This window comes from Methylocystis silviterrae, from assembly GCF_013350005.1.
GTDB classification, from domain to species: Bacteria; Pseudomonadota; Alphaproteobacteria; order Rhizobiales; family Beijerinckiaceae; genus Methylocystis; species Methylocystis silviterrae.
Genome location: NZ_JABVWW010000013.1, coordinates 1 through 19,831, shown reverse-complemented (window position 1 = coordinate 19,831; position 19,831 = coordinate 1). Strand labels below are relative to the sequence as shown.

At 64.3% G+C, this 19,831-nt stretch carries 16 protein-coding genes; 11 read left to right on the top strand and 5 right to left on the bottom strand.

Features of this window, described 5'->3' with window-relative positions; translation table 11 throughout:
• Positions 1-492: 492 nt before the first annotated feature.
• From HUN39_RS13340 to HUN39_RS13325, 4 genes are read left to right on the top strand one after another with little or no spacing between them, the layout of a single operon-like run.
• Positions 493-1,491, top strand: a complete 999-nt coding sequence (locus HUN39_RS13340) for an efflux RND transporter periplasmic adaptor subunit (RefSeq protein ID WP_175094995.1) — start codon at positions 493-495, stop codon at positions 1,489-1,491.
• Positions 1,488-4,724, top strand: a complete 3,237-nt coding sequence (locus HUN39_RS13335) for an efflux RND transporter permease subunit (protein ID WP_175094994.1) — start codon at positions 1,488-1,490, stop codon at positions 4,722-4,724. The genes HUN39_RS13340 and HUN39_RS13335 overlap by 4 nt, the downstream gene beginning before the upstream one ends.
• Positions 4,721-5,074, top strand: a complete 354-nt coding sequence (locus HUN39_RS13330) for a carboxymuconolactone decarboxylase family protein (RefSeq protein ID WP_175094993.1) — start codon at positions 4,721-4,723, stop codon at positions 5,072-5,074. The genes HUN39_RS13335 and HUN39_RS13330 overlap by 4 nt, the downstream gene beginning before the upstream one ends.
• Positions 5,075-5,091: 17 nt before the next feature.
• Positions 5,092-5,433, top strand: a complete 342-nt coding sequence (locus tag HUN39_RS13325) for a rhodanese-like domain-containing protein (RefSeq protein WP_175094992.1) — start codon at positions 5,092-5,094, stop codon at positions 5,431-5,433.
• Between the two features lie 126 nt (positions 5,434-5,559).
• Here HUN39_RS13325 and HUN39_RS13320 read toward each other — a convergent pair whose 3' ends face one another.
• Positions 5,560-6,144: a carbonic anhydrase gene (locus HUN39_RS13320; protein ID WP_175094991.1), complete on the bottom strand. Its 585-nt coding sequence runs from the start codon at positions 6,142-6,144 to the stop codon at positions 5,560-5,562.
• A gap of 207 nt (positions 6,145-6,351) precedes the next feature.
• Here HUN39_RS13320 and HUN39_RS13315 point away from each other — a divergent pair, with 207 nt between their 5' ends.
• Positions 6,352-7,236, top strand: coding sequence for an alpha/beta fold hydrolase (locus HUN39_RS13315; RefSeq protein ID WP_175094990.1), 885 nt, complete (start codon positions 6,352-6,354; stop codon positions 7,234-7,236).
• A complete protein-coding gene (locus tag HUN39_RS13310) occupies positions 7,233-8,096 on the top strand; it encodes a patatin-like phospholipase family protein (protein WP_175094989.1) in 864 nt (287 codons plus the stop codon). Before HUN39_RS13315 ends, HUN39_RS13310 begins: the two co-directional genes overlap by 4 nt.
• Before the next feature lie 104 nt (positions 8,097-8,200).
• On the opposite strand, the gene HUN39_RS13305 is transcribed toward HUN39_RS13310, so the two are convergent.
• Positions 8,201-8,647: a nucleoside deaminase gene (locus HUN39_RS13305; RefSeq protein ID WP_175094988.1), complete on the bottom strand. Its 447-nt coding sequence runs from the start codon at positions 8,645-8,647 to the stop codon at positions 8,201-8,203.
• Between the two features lie 57 nt (positions 8,648-8,704).
• Here HUN39_RS13305 and HUN39_RS13300 point away from each other — a divergent pair, with 57 nt between their 5' ends.
• On the top strand, positions 8,705-10,720 hold the full coding sequence (locus HUN39_RS13300) for a pseudouridine synthase (RefSeq protein WP_175094987.1): 2,016 nt from the start codon (positions 8,705-8,707) through the stop codon (positions 10,718-10,720).
• Positions 10,721-10,722: 2 nt separating this feature from the next.
• Entirely contained in the window at positions 10,723-11,280 is a 558-nt protein-coding gene (gene rsmD / locus HUN39_RS13295) for a 16S rRNA (guanine(966)-N(2))-methyltransferase RsmD (RefSeq protein WP_175094986.1), read from the top strand.
• Between the two features lie 194 nt (positions 11,281-11,474).
• Here the strand turns inward: rsmD and HUN39_RS13290 are convergent, their stop codons facing one another.
• Positions 11,475-11,897: a hypothetical protein gene (locus HUN39_RS13290; protein WP_175094985.1), complete on the bottom strand. Its 423-nt coding sequence runs from the start codon at positions 11,895-11,897 to the stop codon at positions 11,475-11,477.
• Between the two features lie 242 nt (positions 11,898-12,139).
• Positions 12,140-14,821 (bottom strand): DNA mismatch repair protein MutS, encoded by a 2,682-nt coding sequence (mutS, locus tag HUN39_RS13285; protein WP_175095065.1) that lies wholly within the window; start codon positions 14,819-14,821, stop codon positions 12,140-12,142.
• A 121-nt stretch (positions 14,822-14,942) separates the two neighbouring features.
• Between mutS and HUN39_RS13280 the strand changes: the two genes are divergently transcribed.
• A complete protein-coding gene (locus tag HUN39_RS13280; protein ID WP_175094984.1) occupies positions 14,943-15,959 on the top strand; it encodes a DUF3616 domain-containing protein in 1,017 nt (338 codons plus the stop codon).
• A gap of 136 nt (positions 15,960-16,095) precedes the next feature.
• On the opposite strand, the gene HUN39_RS13275 is transcribed toward HUN39_RS13280, so the two are convergent.
• Complete coding sequence (locus tag HUN39_RS13275; protein WP_175094983.1) at positions 16,096-17,022, bottom strand: hypothetical protein; 927 nt, start codon at positions 17,020-17,022, stop codon at positions 16,096-16,098.
• Between the two features lie 288 nt (positions 17,023-17,310).
• Between HUN39_RS13275 and HUN39_RS13270 the strand changes: the two genes are divergently transcribed.
• Complete coding sequence (locus HUN39_RS13270) at positions 17,311-19,605, top strand: NADP-dependent malic enzyme (protein WP_175094982.1); 2,295 nt, start codon at positions 17,311-17,313, stop codon at positions 19,603-19,605.
• A gap of 151 nt (positions 19,606-19,756) precedes the next feature.
• A partial coding sequence (locus HUN39_RS19670; RefSeq protein WP_175095064.1) for a hypothetical protein occupies positions 19,757-19,831 on the top strand: 75 nt, incomplete at its 3' end.

Below are 19,831 nucleotides of genomic sequence, written 5' to 3'. Positions count from 1 at the left end.
CCAGGTGGGACGCGCCAGGGGCGAGGCGCTAAGAGCGATATGCCGCATTCACTCCGAAGGCCTCGCCAGTATATTATGTGCGCCTAATTTAATCGGATCGTAAGATATCGAGCGAATTGGCCAGGAGGCTCGAATGATTGAATTTCGCGCGCCAACGCGTCGATCATTATTTTTGATGTTGGGCGCCGCCGCAGCGGTTGGCGCAACGACGACGGCGCAAGCCAGGTCCAGCAAAGCCGCAGCCGCCTATCGCGGCGCGCCAAACGGCCGGCAAAGCTGCGCCAATTGTTCCTACTTCAACCCGCCCTCGGGATGCGGCGTGGTGAGCGGTCCCGTCAGCCCGCGCGGCTGGTGCAACCTTTGGGGATAACAAAGTCTCGCAAGCAAAGTTCGAGGGGGCGCGCGCCGCCCTTTCCGCTTTTGCAACGACAGGCGCGCACGCGCATTAAATTCGCGGTTGCTAATTTATGTTTTATGCATATAAATAAGCGCATGAGACAGACGGGCCGCTCTTACCTTGCGCCGCCGGCGCTCCTCGCAGCGCTGACTTATTCCTTGGGCGCTTCCTTGGGCGCGAATGCCGGAGAGGTCACAGTCCGGGTCGCGCCGGTGGATGACCTCAAGGCGGTCGTCGCGTCCGTCGAGCCTGCGCATCAGTTGACGGCGCGGGCCCGCATCGGCGGCACCGTGAGCGCACTCAAGATCAAAGAGGGTGATGACGTCGCCGGCGGCGCGGAGATCGCTTCGATCGTCGATCAGAAACTTTTTCTGCAGGTTCAGGCGCTCGATCAGCGCATCCGCTCTCAGCAGGCGCAGCGCGACAAGGCGCAGGGCGATTTCGACCGCGCCCAGGAACTGTTTCGGCGCGGAGTCTATACCAAGGCGCTGTTCGATCACGCGAAAACCGCGCTCGACGTCGCCGACCGCAATCTCTCGGCCTTGCGGTCCGACCGTGGCGTCATCGAGCAGCAGGCGGCGGAAGGCTCGGTGCGCGCGCCGGGGCCTGGCCGCATCCTCACCATTCCCGTTTCCGTCGGCCGCGTTGTCATGCCGGGCGAAACCATCGCGACCATCGCCGAAGACAAATATATCCTGCGTCTGCAATTGCCCGAGCGCCACGCGCGTTTCATGCGCGCCGGCGACAAGGTCGAGATCGGCGCGCGCGGCCTGCACGAAGAGGCGGGCGGCGGGCGCAAGCAGGGTCGCGTGCGCATCGTCTATCCCGAAATTCAGGGCGGCCGCGTCATCGCCGACGTCGACGTCGTAGGGCTCGGCGACTATTTCGTCGGCGAACGGGCGCGCGTTTACGTCACGACGGGCAAGCGTGACACGATCATCATTCCGCACCCTGCGGTCTATCGGCGCGCGGGCGTGGATTTCGTTCGACTCGCCTCCGGCGAAGAAGTCGTCATTCAGCTTGGCGAAGCGCACGGCGACGGCGTCGAGGTTCTTTCCGGCCTCCATGACGGCGACGTGGTGTCGACGCCATGAGCGATGAATTTCGCCCCGGCATTTCCGGCACGCTGACCCGCGTCTTCATCAATTCGCCGCTGACGCCGCTCCTCCTGCTCGCCTCGATTCTCGTCGGGCTGATCGCGCTGCGCTCGCTGCCGCGCGAGGAGGAGCCGCAAATCTCCGTGCCGATGGTCGACATTATGGTGTCGGCCAACGGCTATAAGGCTGAAGACGCGATAGAACTCATCACCCGCCCGCTTGAGGACATCATCAAGGGCGTCAACGGCGTCGAGCATGTCTATTCGCAGACGCGCGACGACAATGTGGTCGTCACGGCGCGCTTTTATGTCGGCACCCCGCAGGACAACGCCGTGCTGCGCATTCACGACAAGATACGCGCCAATATCGGCGAATTGCCGAAGGGCATTCCCGAGCCGCTGATCATCGGGCGCGGCATCGATGACGTGGCGATCGTCGTGCTGACGCTCTCCGCAAAGCCCGAACGCGCCGACCGATGGACCGACAACGGCCTCTATCAGGTCGCCGAGGAATTGCAGCACGACCTCACCAAGGTCAATGACGTCGGCTTAAGTTACATCGTCGGCGGCAGCCCCAATCAGATCCGCGTCGAGCCTGATCCGGAGCGCCTGTCGCAATATGGGATGACGCTTAATCAGCTCATCGACAAGCTGACCAACGCCAACCGCTCCTTTCTCGTCGGCGCGTTTCGCGAGGCCAATCGCGCCGTGCCGGTCGTCGCCGGCCAAACTCTGCAGGGCGTCCCTGATGTCGGTCTGCTGCTACTCACTACGAGAGACGGACGGCCGGTCTATGTAAAAGACGTCGCCGATGTGCGCGTCGGCGCCGCCGAGCCCGACCGGCTCAGCTGGACCATGACCCGCAACGCCGCCGGCGGTCTCGATAAGCGTCCCGCCGTCAGCATCGCCATCGCCAAGCGCAAGGGCGCCAACGCCGTGATCGTCGCCGACGAGATCATGCATCGGCTGGAGGCGGTCAAGGGCCGCATCGTCCCTGACGACATCGAGATCGCGGTGACGCGCGACTATGGCGAGACGGCCACGGAGAAGGCCAACGAGCTGCTCTTCCATTTGGCGCTCGCGACCGTCTCGATCGTCGCGCTCATCGTGGTGATGGTCGGCTGGCGCGAGGGCGTCGTCGTCTTCGTCATCATCCCGACGACCATTCTGCTCACGCTCTTCGCCTCATGGCTGATGGGCTACACGATCAATCGCGTCAGTCTTTTCGCGCTGATCTTCTCGATCGGCATTCTGGTCGACGACGCCATCGTCGTCGTTGAAAACATCGTGCGCCACTGGCATATGCGCGGCTCCCGCAGCCTGATCGACACGGCTGTGGAAGCCGTGGCGGAAGTCGGCAATCCGACGATCGTCGCGACGCTCACCATCGTCGCCGCGCTGCTGCCGATGATGTTCGTCTCGGGTCTGATGGGGCCCTACATGAGTCCCATCCCCGCGAACGCTTCGCTCGCGATGATCTTTTCCTTTTTTGTCGCCATGACCATCACGCCCTGGCTTCTGCTCAAGGTCGCCGGCAAGCGTTTCGCGCAGGAGCGCGGCGACGGCGTCGATCATGCGCATGAACGCGGCCCCATGGGCAATTTCTATGTGCGCGTGGCGACGCCCTTGCTGAAGGGCCGCAAGCGCTCGCAATGGTTTCTTGCGGCCGTCGGCATCGCGACGCTTCTTTCAATGGGGCTTTTCGTGACGAAAACCGTCCGCGTAAAGCTGCTGCCGTTCGACAACAAGTCGGAGATTGCGGTCGTCGTCGATCTGCCGCGCGGCGCTTCGCTCGAAGAAACGGACCGGGTGCTGACGGCGGCGGCCGAGCGTCTGAAGGACATTCCGGAGCTGACCTCGGTTCAGTCCTATGCGGGCGCGGCCGCGCCGTTCAATTTCAACGGTCTGGTACGGCATTATTATATGCGCAAGGCGCCGGAGATGGGCGATCTGGCGATCAATCTGCAGCCGAAGTCCGAGCGCAGCCGCGCGAGCCACGCGATCGCGCTCGACATTCGCAAGCGACTCGAAGGCCTGCCCGCGCCGGAGCATACCGCGATCAAGGTCGTCGAAGTGCCGCCGGGTCCGCCCGTGCTGTCGACGCTGCTCGCCGAAGTCTATGGACCGGACGCGCAGTCGCGGCGCGATCTCGCGGCGAAAGTGCGCAAGGCTTTTGACGCGGTCGATTTCGTCGTCGATACCGACGACAGCTTCGGCCAGCGGGCGGAGCGCCTGCGCTTTGAGATCGATCAGGAAGCGCTCGAATATCACGGCGTCGAAGAGCGCGCCGTCTATGACACGATCGGCGCTCTGGTCGGCGGCGCAAAAATCGGCTTTTCGCAAAAGGGCGGCGGCGCCAAGCCCATCGATATTTCCGTGGCGTTGCCGCGCGGAGCGATGACGCCCAGCGAGCGCATCCTGTCGACGCCGCTCCCTGCCGGCGGCACGGCGCGTCAGGGCGCCAATGTCGAGCTCGGCGATGTGGTCAAGGCGACGCGCGAACTCGGCTCCTATCCGATTTTCCGGCATAACGGCCGCTTCGCCGAAATGGTCAGCGCCGAGGTCGCCGGACGTTTCGAAGCGCCGATCTATGGGATGCTCGCGGTCGAAGACGCGATCGATAAGATCGATTGGGGCGCCTCAGGTCCGCCGACGATCAAATATCACGGCCAGCCGCTCGATGATTCCAAACCCACGCTGCTCTGGGACGGCGAGTGGGAGGTGACCTATGTCACCTTCCGCGACATGGGCGCCGCCTTCATGGTGGCGCTGCTCGGCATCTATCTTCTCGTCGTCGCGCAGTTCGGCTCGTTCAAACTGCCGCTCGTGATCCTGGCGCCGGTGCCGCTGACGCTCGTCGGCATCGTCATCGGCCATATTTTGTTCAACGCCGCCTTCACCGCCACCTCGATGATCGGCTTCATCGCGCTCGCCGGAATCGTCGTGCGCAATTCGATCCTGCTCGTCGATTTCATCCGGCATTTGCGCGCCGGCGGCATGAGCTTGCGCGCGGCGCTGATCGAGGCGGGCGCGGTCCGCTTCAAGCCGATCTTTCTCACGGCCGCCGCGGCGATCATCGGCGCCGCGTTTATCCTCACCGATCCGATCTTTCAGGGCCTCGCGATTTCGCTGGTCTTTGGCCTCGCCTCATCGACGGCGCTGACCCTGCTTGTCATCCCCGCGATCTATGTCGTCCTGCGCGACGACGAACTCACAAGGAGGGCCTCATGATCGAAGACTGGGCGGCGCTCGCCAAGAAGCTCTCCGCCGACATAAGAGAATTGCGCGTCGGCTCGCCCGAGGTGATGAAGGCCTTTTCGGCGATGGCGATATCGGCGGGCGCGCAAGGCGCGCTCGACCCCAAGACAAAGGAACTGATCGCGCTTGCGGTCAGCGTCGCGGTGCGCTGCGACGATTGCATCGCTTTCCACGCCAAAGCCGCGTCACAGCGTGGCGCGACGCGCGAGGAGGTGATGGAGACGCTCGCCATGAGCATCTACATGGGCGCCGGACCGTCGGTGATGTATGCGAGCCACGCGCTCGCCGCCTTCGCACAGTTCGACGCCGAACAGCAGGCCTGAGAAGAAAGGAACGAACAATGGCTCTGGGCTCTCTCTTATCGAAACTCGGGGACGGCGGCGCTGCGTCGACGATCGAGCATGATGATTTCTGCCGCGTCGTGGCGGACAAATCCTGCGCCATCGTCGATGTGCGCGAACCGCATGAATATGGCGCGGGCCATGTGCCGGGGGCCAAGAACATGCCGCTGTCGAGCTTCGATCCGACGAAGCTTCCGAAGGGCGACGTTGTCCTCATTTGCCAGGCGGGCGGGCGTTCGGCAAAGGCGCTCGCGCAGGCGCAGGGCGCCGGACGAAAGGATCTTCGCCATTACGCGCCGGGCACTGGCGGCTGGCGCGCGCGCGGCGGCGCGGTGGAATAGGCAACCCGGCGGGTTGACCTGCACGAACTGTCATCCCCGACGCGCGTAGCGCGATCGGGGATCCAGATATCACGTAAGTCGCGATCGCTTCGCCAAGTGAAGCGTCGGAACTCAGCCTGAAGCGGGTTACGCCGCCTTCCCGACCTTGGTCGCTTCCGTGACCTCGTTAATCTTGCCGGTCTTCACATCATAGATGTAGCCGTAGATCGGGATGTTTTTCGGCACCAGCGGATGCGAACGGATGCGCGCGACGTCCTGCGCGACGCTTTCCTCCTGATTCTCGATCGTGTGCCATTTGATGAAATGGCCGGCTGAACAGCCGCCGCCATGTTGCGGGTTCGACCAGTTCTCGCCGTCGAAACTCGCCGTCGCGAGATTATCATCCAGCAAGTCGCTCATGATCTCGTCGCAGAAGAGTTCCATGCCGCAATTGGTGTGGTGAATGACAAACCACTCCTTGGTGCCGAGCAGCTTGTGAGAAATGACGAGCGAGCGAATCGCATCATCAGATGCGCGCCCTCCGGCGTTACGGATCACATGCGCGTCGCCTTCCGACAGGCCGGCATATTTCGCGGGATCGAGACGCGCGTCCATGCAGGTCAGGATCGCAAAACCGCGCGCCGGCGGCAGCGCAAGTTCGCTCTTGCTTCCAAAATTGGCGGCGTAAGCATTGTTCGCCGTTACAACCTCGTTGACGATCTGGCTTGCCATGTGTCTCTCCCGTTGCCCGTGTTGCTTCGAAGCTTTTTGACCTTCCTCAACATTGAAGCGCTTCAGCTTCCTTTTCAAGCAGACAAGGCGGACGATCTTCGTGACATAGTCGCTTGACGATCCGCGATATATATTTCGGGAGCGTCGGCGCTGATACTGTATAACATTCGCGCAGCTGCGCACGTCTAAGGGAGATGGTTGTAAAGAATGTCCGATTCCGCAGATTTTTTTCCTGGATTCGCTTCGCATTGGATCGATGCGCCGGCTGGAAAGATATTCGCCCGCGTTCACGGCGAGGGCCGGCCCGTGGTTCTGTTGCACGGGTTCGGCGAGACGCATGTCGCGTGGCGCAAAATTGCGCCGGCGCTCGCCAAACGCTTCAGCGTCGTTGCGATGGATCTGCGCGGCTATGGCTGGTCGGCGGTTCCGGCGAGCGAGAAGGGCGAGAACTATAGCAAACGGGAAATGGCCGCCGACGTCGTGGCGGTCATGGAGTCGCTCGGCCATGTGCGCTTCGCGCTTGTCGGTCACGACAGGGGCGCGCGCGTCGGCCAGCGCCTCGCGCTCGATCAGCCCGGTCGGCTCGATAAGATTGCGCTCATCAATATCGCGCCGATTGATGATGACTTCGGCGACGCGGATTTGCAGCGCGTCGGACGCGCGCGCTTCCTGGCGGCTGACGCGCCCAAGCCGGAAGAGCTGATCGGGCTCGATCCGATTGGCTTTCTGGATGACGCGCTGATGACCGCAACCAAGGCGAAGTCGCTCGACATATTTGGAGCGGACGCGCTCGCCGCCTATCGCCAGGCCTTCAACGACCCCGCGCGCATTCACGCCTTCTGCGAGGATTTTCGCGCCGGGGCGACCATCGATCGCGAGCATCTGGCGGCCGACAAATCCGAGGGCAAGAAGGTCGCCATGCCGGCGCTCATCGTCGCCGGCGCCGCGAGCTTCCGGGCGGATGGCCCTTCGCTTCTCAACGCGTGGCGCGAATGGGGCGACGACATCGCCGAGGCGCGCGTCGAGTCCGGCCTTTATCCGATGGAGGAGGCGCCGGCGAAGACGCTTGCCGCCCTGGAGAATTTCCTGTGAGCCTCTATCGCGGCAAGACCGTCGCGCTCGCCCTTGGCGGCGGCGGCGCGCGCGGGCTTGCGCATATCTGCGTGCTCGAGGCGCTCGACGAATTGGGCGTGCGGCCGGTGGCCATCGCCGGCGCCTCAATCGGCGCCATCGTCGGCGCCGCTTATGCCGCGGGCTTCTCGGGCGCGGCGCTGCGCGCCCACACTCAGGCCATTCTCAAGAACCGCATCGGACTCGCGCGCCGGCTGCTTCACGCTCGGGCGCGGGGGCGAAAGCGGCTTCTTTCCCGCGTCGCGCATCCGCTGCTATTCGACGGCGAGCGCTTTCTTCACGCCTTCTGGCCCGAAGGCATGCCGGAACGCTTCGAAGATTTAAGCATTCCGCTGCAGGTCGTCGCGACTGATTTTCGCCGCCGCATCGAAGCGGTTTTCGCCACGGGACCGTTGCGTCCCGCCGTGGCTGGGTCGATGGCGATTCCGGGCATCGTGCGCGCCGCCACGAGCGATCACGGCTATTTCGTTGATGGCGGATTGGTCAATCCTCTTCCTTATGACCATCTCTGGGGCCTTGCCGACATTGTCATCGCCGTCGACGTCTCCGGCAATTTCGGCGTCGAGACCGGCAAGGGGCCGCCATCCGCCTTCGAGACGATGATCGTCGCGAGCCAGATCATGATGAACGCGATCAGTTCGCGCATGATCGCCGAGCGGCCGCCCGACGTGCTCATCCGACCGGAAGTGCATCAATATCTCGCGCTGGACCTCTTTAAGGCCTCGCGCATTTTCGCCGCCGGCGACGCCTGCCGCGACACGCTGCGCCAGGGACTGGCGCAGGCGGCGCTGCGGTTAGAGGCTCGGAGCAGGATCGTTTGAAGCGGATCGCAGATGCGATCCGCTTCAAACGTGAATCCTGCTCCATCCCTTAAATCAGAGCGCTTTACGCGAAAACCGGATTTCACTTTTTCGCGAGCCGCGCACTAGCGCCGCGCCTGAAAGAAGTCGCGAAGGAGCAGCGCCGCCTCGCTTTCGCGAATGCCGCCATAGACTTCAGGACGATGATGGCAGGTCGGCTGCGCGAAAAATCGCGGCCCGTGCTCCACGGCGCCCCCCTTCGGATCACTTGCCGCATAATAGAGCCGCCGAATGCGCGCGAAGGAAATGGCAGCCGCGCACATGGCGCAGGGCTCGAGCGTCACATAGAGATCGCAGTCGACAAGGCGCTCCGAGCCGAGCGCGGCGCAGGCTTGCCGAATAACGAGCATCTCGGCGTGCGCCGTCGGATCACGATCGCGCAGCGTGCGGTTGCCGGCGGTGACGATGATTTCGCCATTGCGCGCAAGCGCCGCGCCGACCGGGACTTCGCCTGCTGTCGCCGCAGCGCGCGCCTGCTCGAAGGCGGCGCTGAAAGGGTCCGTGCCATTCATTTGTATCTCTTCAGCGATCGCGCTTCAAAGCGCGCTTGCCGCCTGCTATCAGAACCCATGACTGAAAAGAACCGAAATACCCGCGCCGGCTCCCCCGGCGGCGATCGGCCCTTGCGCCGGCCCGCCAAGAAGACGCCGGCCGCACACGCCAGGCGCGAAGATACGAGGCCCGCAAAGCCACGCTTCGACAAACCTCGTCTCGACAAACCTCGCTTGGACAAACCCCGCTTGGACAAACCTCGCTTCGACAGCCTCGCCGCGCGCGACGCCGAAAGCGCGCGCGGCAAGCGCCCCGGTAAGCCCCCCGCCAAGTCTCCCGCCAAGTCCCCTGCCAAGTCCCCTGCCAAGCAGCGCGTCGTCGCGCCTGCGCCCGCGCCCCGCGAAGGCGCCTTCGAAGGCGATCGCATCGCCAAGGTTATGGCGCGCGCCGGAGTCTGTTCGCGCCGCGACGCGGAGCGCTGGATCGCCGAAGGCCGCGTCGCCGTCAACGGTCGCGTGCAAACGAGTCCCGCCTTCAATGTGAGCGACAGCGACAAGATCACGGTCGACGGCGCGCCAATGCAGGCGCGCGAGCGCACGCGACTCTTTCTGTTCCACAAGCCCGCCGGCTATGTCACCACCGCGCGCGACGAAGAAGGCCGCGCCACGGTGTTCTCCTTTCTTGAGGAACGCCATCCGGACCTGCCGCGGCTCGTCAGCGTCGGCCGGCTCGATATTAATACCGAAGGGCTGCTGCTGCTCACCAATGACGGCGGCCTCGCGCGCACGCTCGAATTGCCCGCGACCGGTTGGACGCGGCGCTATCGCGTGCGGGCGCATGGCGCGATCGATCAGGCGCAGCTCGATTCATTGGGCGAGGGCGTGACGATCGACGGCGTCAATTATGCGCCGATCGAGGCGCGGCTTGAACGCGAGCAAGGCGCCAACGTCTGGATCGCGATGAACCTCACCGAAGGCAAGAACCGCGAGATCAAACGCGTCATGGCGCATCTCGGGCTCGACGTGACGCGGCTCATTCGCGTGTCATACGGGCCCTTCCAGCTCGGCGATCTCGCGGAAGGCGCTGTCGAAGAAGTGCGATTGAAAATGCTGCGCGAGCAACTGGGCAAATCGCTTGCTGAACTTGCCGGCGTCGATTTTGCCGCGCCGCTGCGCGAGAAGGAGCCGGCGGAGCAGCAGGAGATTCGTGCGCGCGCCGAGAAGCGTCCGCGCAAACATGTCTCCACGCTGCGCAAAGAGCAGGACGAGCGACGCGACGCCGGACCACGGGCGCGCGTGACGCGCGGCGCGGTCGCCGATCGCAAGGGCCGCGCTGTCGCCGTCGAGCGGGTGACTCCCACGAGGCGGCGCGACGAGGCGGCGGCGCCTTCGCGCAACGCCCGACGCTTCGATGCGATGCGCGCCGATGGCGCGCCGCACCAGCCGAAGGCGCGATCGGAACGCCCATCGCGCGACAGCAAGCCGCGCGGCGAGCGTTTCCCGCGCGAGGACGGGCGCCGCCGCGACGAGCGCGCCGCGCCCGAACAGCGCCGTACGCCGCGCTTCGACGAACAGCGCGGGGCGCGTCCGGCGACGCGAGCGCCGCGCGAGCGGGGCGCCGAGGGACGCGACGAACGCCCGCGCAACACGCAGAGATTCGAGAAGCGGTCAGACGACCGCGCGAGCGGTCAGAGAAATTATCGCGCGGCCAATCGCGATGACGCGCGTTTCGAAATGCGTCCGCCGCGTCGCGACGGGGACGAGGCGCGACGGGATACGCGCGGCGCCAGCGCGACGCGCCAGGAGCGGCCACGGACATTCGACAAGCGCCCGGCCCGCAGCGGCGAGCGCGAATTTTCGGCTGGCGACCACACCGCTCGCGAACGCAAATTCGATCAGCCCCGCTCGGGCGGAGACGCGCGGCCCTCGCGTAGCGGCGGACCGTCTCGGGGCCCGCACAAAGGTCCACGCAACGGGCCAGGCAGAGGTCCCGCGGGCGGGCGAGGCGCGCCGCGCAAAGGACCGCCCAAAGGACCCTTCAAGGGACCGCGCAAAGGGCCGCCGAAGGGACCACGCAAGCCGCGCGGCGCATAACCATGCGCATCGTCGGCGGCGCCCTGCGCGGTCGAGCGCTTTCGAGACCACGTTCGCAAGCCATTCGACCAACGTCTGAACGGCTGCGCGAATCGGTTTTCGACATTCTCGCGCATCGCTTCGGCGATCCGGTTGCGGGCGCGAATGTCGTCGATCTCTTCGCCGGCGCCGGCGCGCTTGGCCTTGAGGCCGTATCGCGCGGCGCGGCGCGGGCGCTTTTCGTCGATGACGGCGCCGAGGCGCGCGCGCTGCTACGCGCGAATATCGAAGCGCTGGGACTTGGCGGCGTCACGCGCATCTTTCGCCGGGACGCCACGAAGCTCGGCGCCGCGCCGGCGGGCGAAACATTTTCGCTCGCCTTCCTTGACCCGCCTTACGGCAAGGATCTCGCGACGCAAGCGCTCATCGCGCTTGTCAACGGCGGCTGGCTTGCGCCGGACGCCATCGTCGTTGTTGAAGAAAGCGCCAAGACGCAAATCGACCTGCCGCCAAGTTTGCTGCGCGAAGACGAACGCTGCTACGGCGATACGCAATTCGTCTTCGCGCGCTATATTCGTTAGCGCTCAAAGGAGGCGTTACGCTCTCATATGGACTCGGGCTGATCCGTCGCTTGGACCTTGTCATTCCCGGCGGGCCGAAGGCCTGACCGGGAATCCAGAGCCAGTCCAAGAATGCTGGTCGGGCGCTGGATTCCCGATCACGCGCTTCGCGCGCGTCGGGAATGACAGCCGTTTCGTTCAAACGGATTTTTGTATCACTCAAAGGCGACTTGGACTTTCGTCACCGCGCGATCGAAAAGGCCGGTCGGCAGATAGCACAGCGGATTTGTGGCGAGCGGCGCTTCCTTGCAGTGCTCGTGATCGCTTGTCCAGGCATAGCCTGACTGCGCCATGCAACCCAAAATATATTTGCGGATCAGGTGATTTGGATCCAAGCGGCGATTTTCGGGATATGCCGACTCGCCGTCCAATTCGCAGGCCGACGTTTTAATTTGCTGCGCTTTGAAGAAGGATGAGCTGGAGCCAATCAGTCCGGCTTCCGCGCCAACGACCATGATCAATCCGCCGACGAAGGCCATGACCGCCGTCACCTTGCTGACCCTGAACTGTCTGTCGAGCAATGAGAGCACGCCGCCTGCCGCCAAAGCGACGCCGACGAAGATCAACACGAGAATCATGACGCGTTCTCCGATGTCAGAGTATTTGGCGGCGCCGTCGGATGAGAGACGGACATGCTGAGCGAAGGCCGCAGGCGGCGCCGGCGTATAGCCTCGATCCTTGCGCCTTCGTTCGACACGCCTTGGCGTCGACGGAAGAACGCAGCGAGGCTCGATGGATTTGAGTGTGTGCGCCTAACGCGCCGCGGTCTGCGACTTAGTCACGAGCCTTGAAGCTTGGCTTCAAACCACAAAAGACGCTTTCAGAGTTTTTTCTTCAATTCGTAGAGCGCGGCGAGCGCTTCGCGCGGCGTCATTTGGTCTGGATCGATCTCATGAAGCGCGTCGCGCAATGCGTCCTTCGGCGCCGACGCCTCAGCGAGGCGTGCGAAGAGCGGCAGATCATCGATCAAGGTCTCGACCGGCGCGCGTCGGTCGGCCGCTTCCAACTCTGCGAGGATCGCGTGCGCACGCGCGACGACGCTCGCCGGCAGTCCCGCGAGCTGCGCGACATGCACGCCATAGGAGCGGTCGGCCGCGCCTTTGATCACCTCATGCAGAAACACCACATCGTCGGCGTGATCGGTCACCTTCATCGTCAGATTGACGAGCCGCGGCAGCCGCTTCGCAAGCTGCGTCAATTCGTGGAAATGCGTGGCGAAGATCGCGCGCGAGCGATTCACTTCGTGCAGATGTTCGATCGTCGCCCAGGCGATTGAAAGTCCGTCGAATGTCGCCGTGCCACGACCGATTTCATCGAGAATGACGAGCGAACGCGGGCTCGCGCAGTTCAAGATCGCCGCAGTTTCGACCATCTCGACCATGAAGGTCGAGCGACCACGAGCGAGATCGTCAGAGGCTCCGACGCGCGAGAACAGCCTGTCGATGACGCCGATGCGGGCGGACTGCGCGGGAACGTAGGAGCCCGTCTGCGCCAACAGCGCGATGAGCGCGTTCTGACGCAGATAGGTCGACTTGCCCGCCATGTTCGGCCCGGTGACGACGGCGATTCGGCCGCCCTCCGTTCCGCAAAGATCACAGTCATTCGCGGCGAAAGCCTTGCCGTGTGATTGCAGCGAAGCTTCAACGACGGGATGGCGCCCGCCGACAATCTCAAAATGCAGCGAGGCGTCGATCAGCGGCCGCGTCCAGCCGCGCTTTTCTGCGACTTCGGCGAGCGCGCCGTAGAGATCGAGCCGCGCGAACGCTTCGGCGAGACGCCGCAAGTCCTCGGCGCACGCGCAGACTCTCTCGACCAGACCGTCGAAGATCGCCAATTCGCGCGCCAGAGCGCGATCGGCCGCCGAAGCGATCTTTGCTTCGAGTTCGACGAGTTCGCGCGTCGAGAAACGCATCGCGTCGGCCATGGTCTGGCGATGCGTGAAGGTCGCGTCGAAAGGCGGTCGCAGCAGCCTTTCGCCCTGCGCCAGCGACACCTCGAGAAAAAAGCCGAGAAAATTATTGTGCTTGATCCTGAGCTTCGTCTCGGTGAGTTCCGCATATCGCCCCTGCAGCTCGGCGATCACCTTGCGGCTTGCGTCGCGTAGCCGTCTCGCTTCGTCCAACTCGGAGTCGCGCCCCTCGCGAATGAAATCGCCGTTACGCCTGTCGAGCGGCACGCTGTCTTTCAAGGCTGCAGCGATTTCGCCGGCCAGCGCGATGTCCGCTTGAGAAAGCGTTTGGGCCTCCGCAGCGATCTCCATTGGGGGATCGAGCTGCGCGAAAAGACCCGCGATGTCCCGGGCAGCGTCCAGCGCGACGCCGACGCTTGCAAGATCGCGCGGGCCGCCGCGCTCCAACGAAAGACGCGACAAGGCGCGGGAAAGATCTGGCGCGCGCGCGAGTTTCGCGCGAAGCGCGGCGCGCAGATCCGGCTTTTCGAAAAAGAAGGCGACGGCGTCGAGACGCGCTGCGATCAATCGCGCGTCAGTCAAGGGCGCCGCGATCCGCTCGGCCAAAAGCCTCGCGCCGCCGGGCGTGACGGTGAGGTCGACGACCGAAAGCAGCGAGCCCTCGCGCGCGCCGGACAGCGTGCGCGTCAGTTCGAGATTGGCCCGCGTCGCGGCGTCGATTTCAAGCGTCGCCAGCGCGCGCAGACTTGTTGGGCGCGAGAGCGCCGGGCGCTGTCCCTTTTGCGTGCGCTCGACATAGAGAATCGCCGTCGCGGCGGCGGCGAGCTCACAGGCGCTGAAGGCGCCGAAGCCCTCGAGCGTCGCCACAGCATAGAACTCCATGAGGCGTCGCGCGGCGTCGGCGCCGTCGCCAATCTCGCGGCCGATCGGCGCGATGGGCGCGCCGGCGCCTTCGAAGAGCGTCGAAAGCGATGGGTCCCGGCACAGCGCGTCGACGGCGATGATTTCGCGAGGCTCCAGACGCGCGATCTCGGCGCCGAGCGCGTTCTCTTCGCGCTCACAGACCGTAAAGGCGCCTGTCGAGATATCGACGCTTGCCAGGCCGTATCGCCACCGCCCGTCCTCCCCGCGCAAGCGCGTCATCGCCAAAAAGGCGTTGTGCCTCGCGGGAACGAGCAGCGCGTCTTCGGTGATCGTGCCAGGCGTGACCAGCCGCACGACGTCGCGCCGCACCACCGATTTCGCCCCGCGTTTTTTTGCTTCCGCCGGGTCTTCGGTCTGCTCGCAGACGGCAACGCGATGTCCGAGCGCTATGAGTTTTTGCAGATAATCATTGGCGCGCTCGACCGGCACGCCGCACATCGGAATGTCTTCGCCAAGATGCTTGCCGCGCTTCGTCAACATGATGCCGAGCGCGCGCGACGCGGTCTGCGCGTCTTCAAAAAACAGCTCGTAGAAATCGCCCATGCGATAGAAGAGCAGGCAATCGGCGTTCGCCGCCTTGATCTCGATATATTGCGCGATCATCGGGGTCACGCGCGTCTGCGTCTGGTCATTGAGATTTTGAGCAGGAACGGGCGCTGCGTGTTTCATCCAGCCAGTGTAACGGCGTCGCGGCGCAAGCGCCACGCGCGGCATGCGCTTGCATGTGGACGACGCGTCCGCCCGGGCCTAGATTCGCCGCTTGCTTGCCTGATTGCGATTGGGGACGTCGATGATCGCCGCCATCTATCGTCCTATTGCGCTTGCCGCCGCCGCCGCTTGGCTGTGTTCGGCCGCTTTCGCCGCGCAGCGCGTCGCGCCAGAATCGCCAATCCCGTGGCAGGTCGACAAACGCCACTTTGCGGCAAAAAGGGCGAATGAAGCGTTCAGCGGCTTTGCCTGCGGAACGAGCGGCATATGCGTGCTCGCCGTCGATGAGGGCCGCCAGGGCGCCTTCATGCGCATCAACGGCGAGCGGCTTGTCTCTATCGGGGAGCCCTTCGAATTCGATGGCGTGGAGAAGGAGCTCGACGCCGAAGCTGCGGCCGTCGACGGCGGCTATTTTTACGTGGCCGGATCTCACGCCGCAAAGCGCGAAACATGCTGCGACAATTCTGACAGCCGACGTGTCTACCGGCTGATGGCCGACGAGAACGGCCATCTGCGAACGATGGCGCACAGCGAGCGCTTATGGGACGCGATGCGCAGCCTTCCCGAACTTGCGTCCTATGCCGTTCCCGGCGACTGCCGCTGCGACAGGGCCCCGGGCCGTAACCGCATCGACATCGAGGGCATGGCGGCGGCGAAGGGGCGGCTGTTTTTCGCCTTGCGGGCGCCGAACATTGACGGGAACGCCTACATCGTCAGCGTCGATGCAAGGGCTCTTTTCGAGGGAGGCGATCTTAGACCCTCTCTCGCAACGGTTCGGCTGGGCGCCAACAAGGGCTTCCGAGATCTCGCAATCGCGGACGGCGTGGCGCTCGCCCTTGTTGGACCCAGCGACGCTGAATCGTCAGCGGACTATTCGATCGTCGAGTTGCGCGGGCTGACGACCGGCGTGGCGGTGCAGCCAATAGAACTCGCAGCGCTCGATCTTCAAGACGCTCCGCTAGGGAAGAAAGGCAGCCTCATCAAGCCGGAAGCCATCACCCTGCTTGAGGTGAACCCAAGACGCTATCGCTTGCTCGTGCTCTCGGATGGAGGCGATGGCGGCGCGCCGCTGGTCTTCAACATTCCCCGCAAGCCATAAAAAGAAGCCCCGGAAGAACGCTCTTCCGGGGCTTTCTCGCATCGCATGTTAGCGCCATAGCGCCAGCAGGATGATGATCGGTATCGGAATCCCGAGCATCCACAATAAGACAGACCGGAACATTTCATACCTCCACTTAGAAGCGAGAGAACGCCGCGACGCCGACATTCTCATCGCGATGGCGCCCGCCGAGCGTTGCGCCGTACCAGGCCGCCACCGCGCCGATGAGCATTGTCGCTGCAGAAAGGAAGGCGAGCAGGATGCCGGTCTTGCGCGCAGTCTCGGCGGTCTCCTTCGCCTTCGCCTGATCTTCACGCAGGCGTTCGGCGCTCAGATCCACGCGCCTTTCCGCTTCCTGCGGGGCGAGGCCGGAGCGAGAAGCGAGAACATTGACGAGATAGGCGCGATCTTCTCCGGAGATTTCGCCTGTCGCCAAGCCGCGCTCGACGATGCGTTTAACGATCGCGCGCGGATATTCGGCCGGCATCGTCACGCCCCGTGCGCTCACGTCGCCATCGCCGCGCATCAGAAAATCGACCCGCTCTTCGACCGGCGTAACCGTGGGCGCAAGCGCTGACGTCTCGGTTCTCGCGCCTTCTGCAGACGCCGCCGCGGAAACGCCGGTTTTTGCAAGCTGGAAGATGGACGCGCCCGCGATCAGCGCGAACACCACGATCGCCGCGGCCCAGAGCACCAGACCATGGACGCCGTCGCGCACTTCCACCTCTTCTTGCGAAACGTCTCCGGCGCGCCGGCGCAGCCGTCCCGTGACGTAGCCGCCGACCGCAAAGCTCGAAACAGTGATCCACAGCACCCAGAGCGCCAACGCGATCAGATGCACAACCAAGGATGCGCCGCCATAAGGCGACGTCATCGACAGGCCGATCGCCGAACCGAACGCCCCCATGATGAAGGAAATTGCTCCGGCGATCATGGCGCCGGCGACGATGGCCGCCCAATCGGTGTTGGTCGACCGGCCGGACATGTCTTCGGCAGCCGCCACCGCGGCGGCTTCGCCGCGCGACGGCCCGACGCCGAGTCCCGTTTGCACATAGTCAGTCATTCCGCCATCTCCTCAGCGCAGGCCAAGAAATGATAAAATCGCCAGGACGACGACGATTAGTCCGACGAGATAAATGATGCCATTCATTTTGAAACCTCCGCTTCGACCGCTGCTGCCCGGAATCCTGACCTAAGCCGCCGCTGGACAGCCGCGCATGCCCTAAACCGCTGACGCTTCGTCATTGTTCCGTGACGCTTGGCGCGGCCGCCCTGATCGGCAAACGCTTGTGGACGCAGCCACGCTCCGGTTATGGTCGGCGTGTTGCGTCGCAACAGCAAAGGGGCGGAGATGGCCGACGACATGGCGGGTGATCGGGCGGAAGGGGAACAGCGCGCGACGATATCGGACAAGGAGGCGCTGCTGTTTCATTCGCGCGGCCGGCCCGGCAAGCTCGCCGTCGTCGCCTCGAAGCCGATGGCGACTCAGCGCGACCTGTCGCTCGCCTATTCGCCGGGCGTCGCCGCGCCGGTGCTCGCCATCGCCAAGGATCCTTCCGCGGCGTTCGATTATACGACCCGCGGCAACATGGTCGCCGTCATCACCAACGGCACCGCGATCCTCGGGCTCGGCGATCTCGGCGCGCTGGCGGCGAAGCCAGTGATGGAAGGCAAGGCCGCGCTGTTCAAGCGGTTCGCCGACATTGATTCCATTGATCTCGAGATCGATACGAAGGAGGTCGACGCATTCGTCAACGCCGTGCGGTATCTCGGCCCCTCATTCGGCGGCATCAATCTCGAAGACATCAAGGCGCCGGAGTGTTTCGTCATCGAGGAGCGGCTTCGCGACCTCATGGACATTCCGGTGTTCCATGACGATCAGCACGGCACGGCGATAATCTCCGCCGCCGGCATGCTCAACGCGCTGCTGCTGACAGGCCGCGACATCGGATCGGCGAAACTCGTCTGCAACGGCGCCGGCGCCGCCGGCATCGCCTGTCTCGATCTCGCCAAAGCCATGGGTTTCGATCCGCGCAATGTCATCCTGTGCGACACCAAGGGCGTCGTCTATCGCGGCCGCCAGGAGGGGATGAACCAGTGGAAGAGCGCGCACGCCGTCGACACCACGGCGCGAACGCTCGCCGAGGCGCTGGAAGGCGCCGACATCTTTTACGGCCTCTCCGTCAAGGGGGCCCTGACGCCGAACATGCTCCGCAGCATGGCGGACAATCCGATCGTCTTCGCCATGGCCAATCCCGACCCCGAGATCACGCCGGAAGAAGCGCGCGCCACACGCGCCGACGTGATCATCGCCACCGGGCGTTCCGACTATCCCAACCAGATCAATAACGTCCTCGGCTTTCCCTATATTTTCCGGGGCGCGCTTGACGTGCGCGCCAAGACGATCAACATGGAGATGAAGATCGCTGCGACGAAGGCGCTTGCCGATCTCGCGCGCGAGGACGTGCCGGACGAGGTCGCCAACGCCTACCGTGGCGCCCGGCCGCGTTTCGGCCGTGACTATATTATCCCGGCGCCGTTCGACCCGCGCCTCATCTCCATCATTCCGCCCGCCGTGGCGCTCGCGGCGATGGACAGCGGCGTCGCGCGCCGCCCCATCGTCGACATGAAAGCCTATCGCGCTGAGCTATCGGCGCGTCGCGATCCGATCGCCGGCCTGATGCAGACCATTCACGAACGCGTGCGGCGTGATCCCAAGCGCGTCGTCTTCGCCGAGGGCGAAGAGGAGCAGGTGATCCGCGCCGCGCTCGCTTTCGTCAACCAGGGCTTTGGACGCGCCGTGCTTGTCGGCCGGGAGGATCGCGTCAAGGAGGCGGCGGAAAACGCCGGCCTTGAACTTCCCGCGGAGATCGAAATCCACAACGCCAAACTCTCGAACCGTAACGCAGTCTATGCGCAGTTCCTGTTCGAGCGCCTGCAGCGCAAGGGCTTTCTGATGCGCGACTGCCAACGGCTGATCAATCAGGACCGCAATCATTTCGCCGCAGCGATGGTGGCGCAGGGCGACGCCGACGCCATGGTGACAGGCGTGACGCGCAATTTCTCCCACGCGCTTGAAGACGTGCGCCGCGTCATCGACCACAAGCCCGGCCACCGCGTCATCGGCGCGTCGATCATTCTCGCCAACGGCCGCGTCGTCGTCGTCGCCGATACGGCGATCACCGAAATGCCCGACGCCCACGAGCTGGCCGAAATCGCCATCGAGGCGGCCGGCGTCGCGCGCCGCATCGGACTCGAGCCACGGGTCGCCATGCTGGCCTTTTCGACATTCGGCTATCCGCCGGGCGAGCGCACGGCGCGCGTGCATCAGGCGGTCAACGTTCTTGACCAACGGCGCGTCGATTTCGAATATGAGGGCGAGATGGGCGCGGACATTGCGCTCAACAAGGATCTCATGAGCGCCTATCCGTTTTCGCGACTCACCGATACGGCGAACGTCCTTGTCATGCCAGCGTTTCATTCGGCGGCTATTTCGACAAAAATGTTACAGGAACTGGGTGGCGCGACCGTCCTGGGTCCGCTGATCGTCGGACTCGACAAACCGGTTCAAATCGTCCAACTCGGCGCGACGGACACGGAGATCGTCAATATGGCGGCGCTCGCCGCCTTCGGCGTCGGGGGATGACCCACCCCCTTGACGGGTAGAGTCGCGCCGTTGGTGCGGGGTGGGGTGGGGTGAACCGCGCGTCCCGCACCCTGCTCGCCCCCACCCGCGCGGCTTCCCCGCGCGACCTCCCTTGGGAGGCGACCGCACATGAAGCAAGAGACTGACGCTGATGAACATTACGATGATTGGCTCTGGTTATGTAGGTCTGGTCTCGGGCGCCTGTTTCGCCGACTTCGGCCATAAC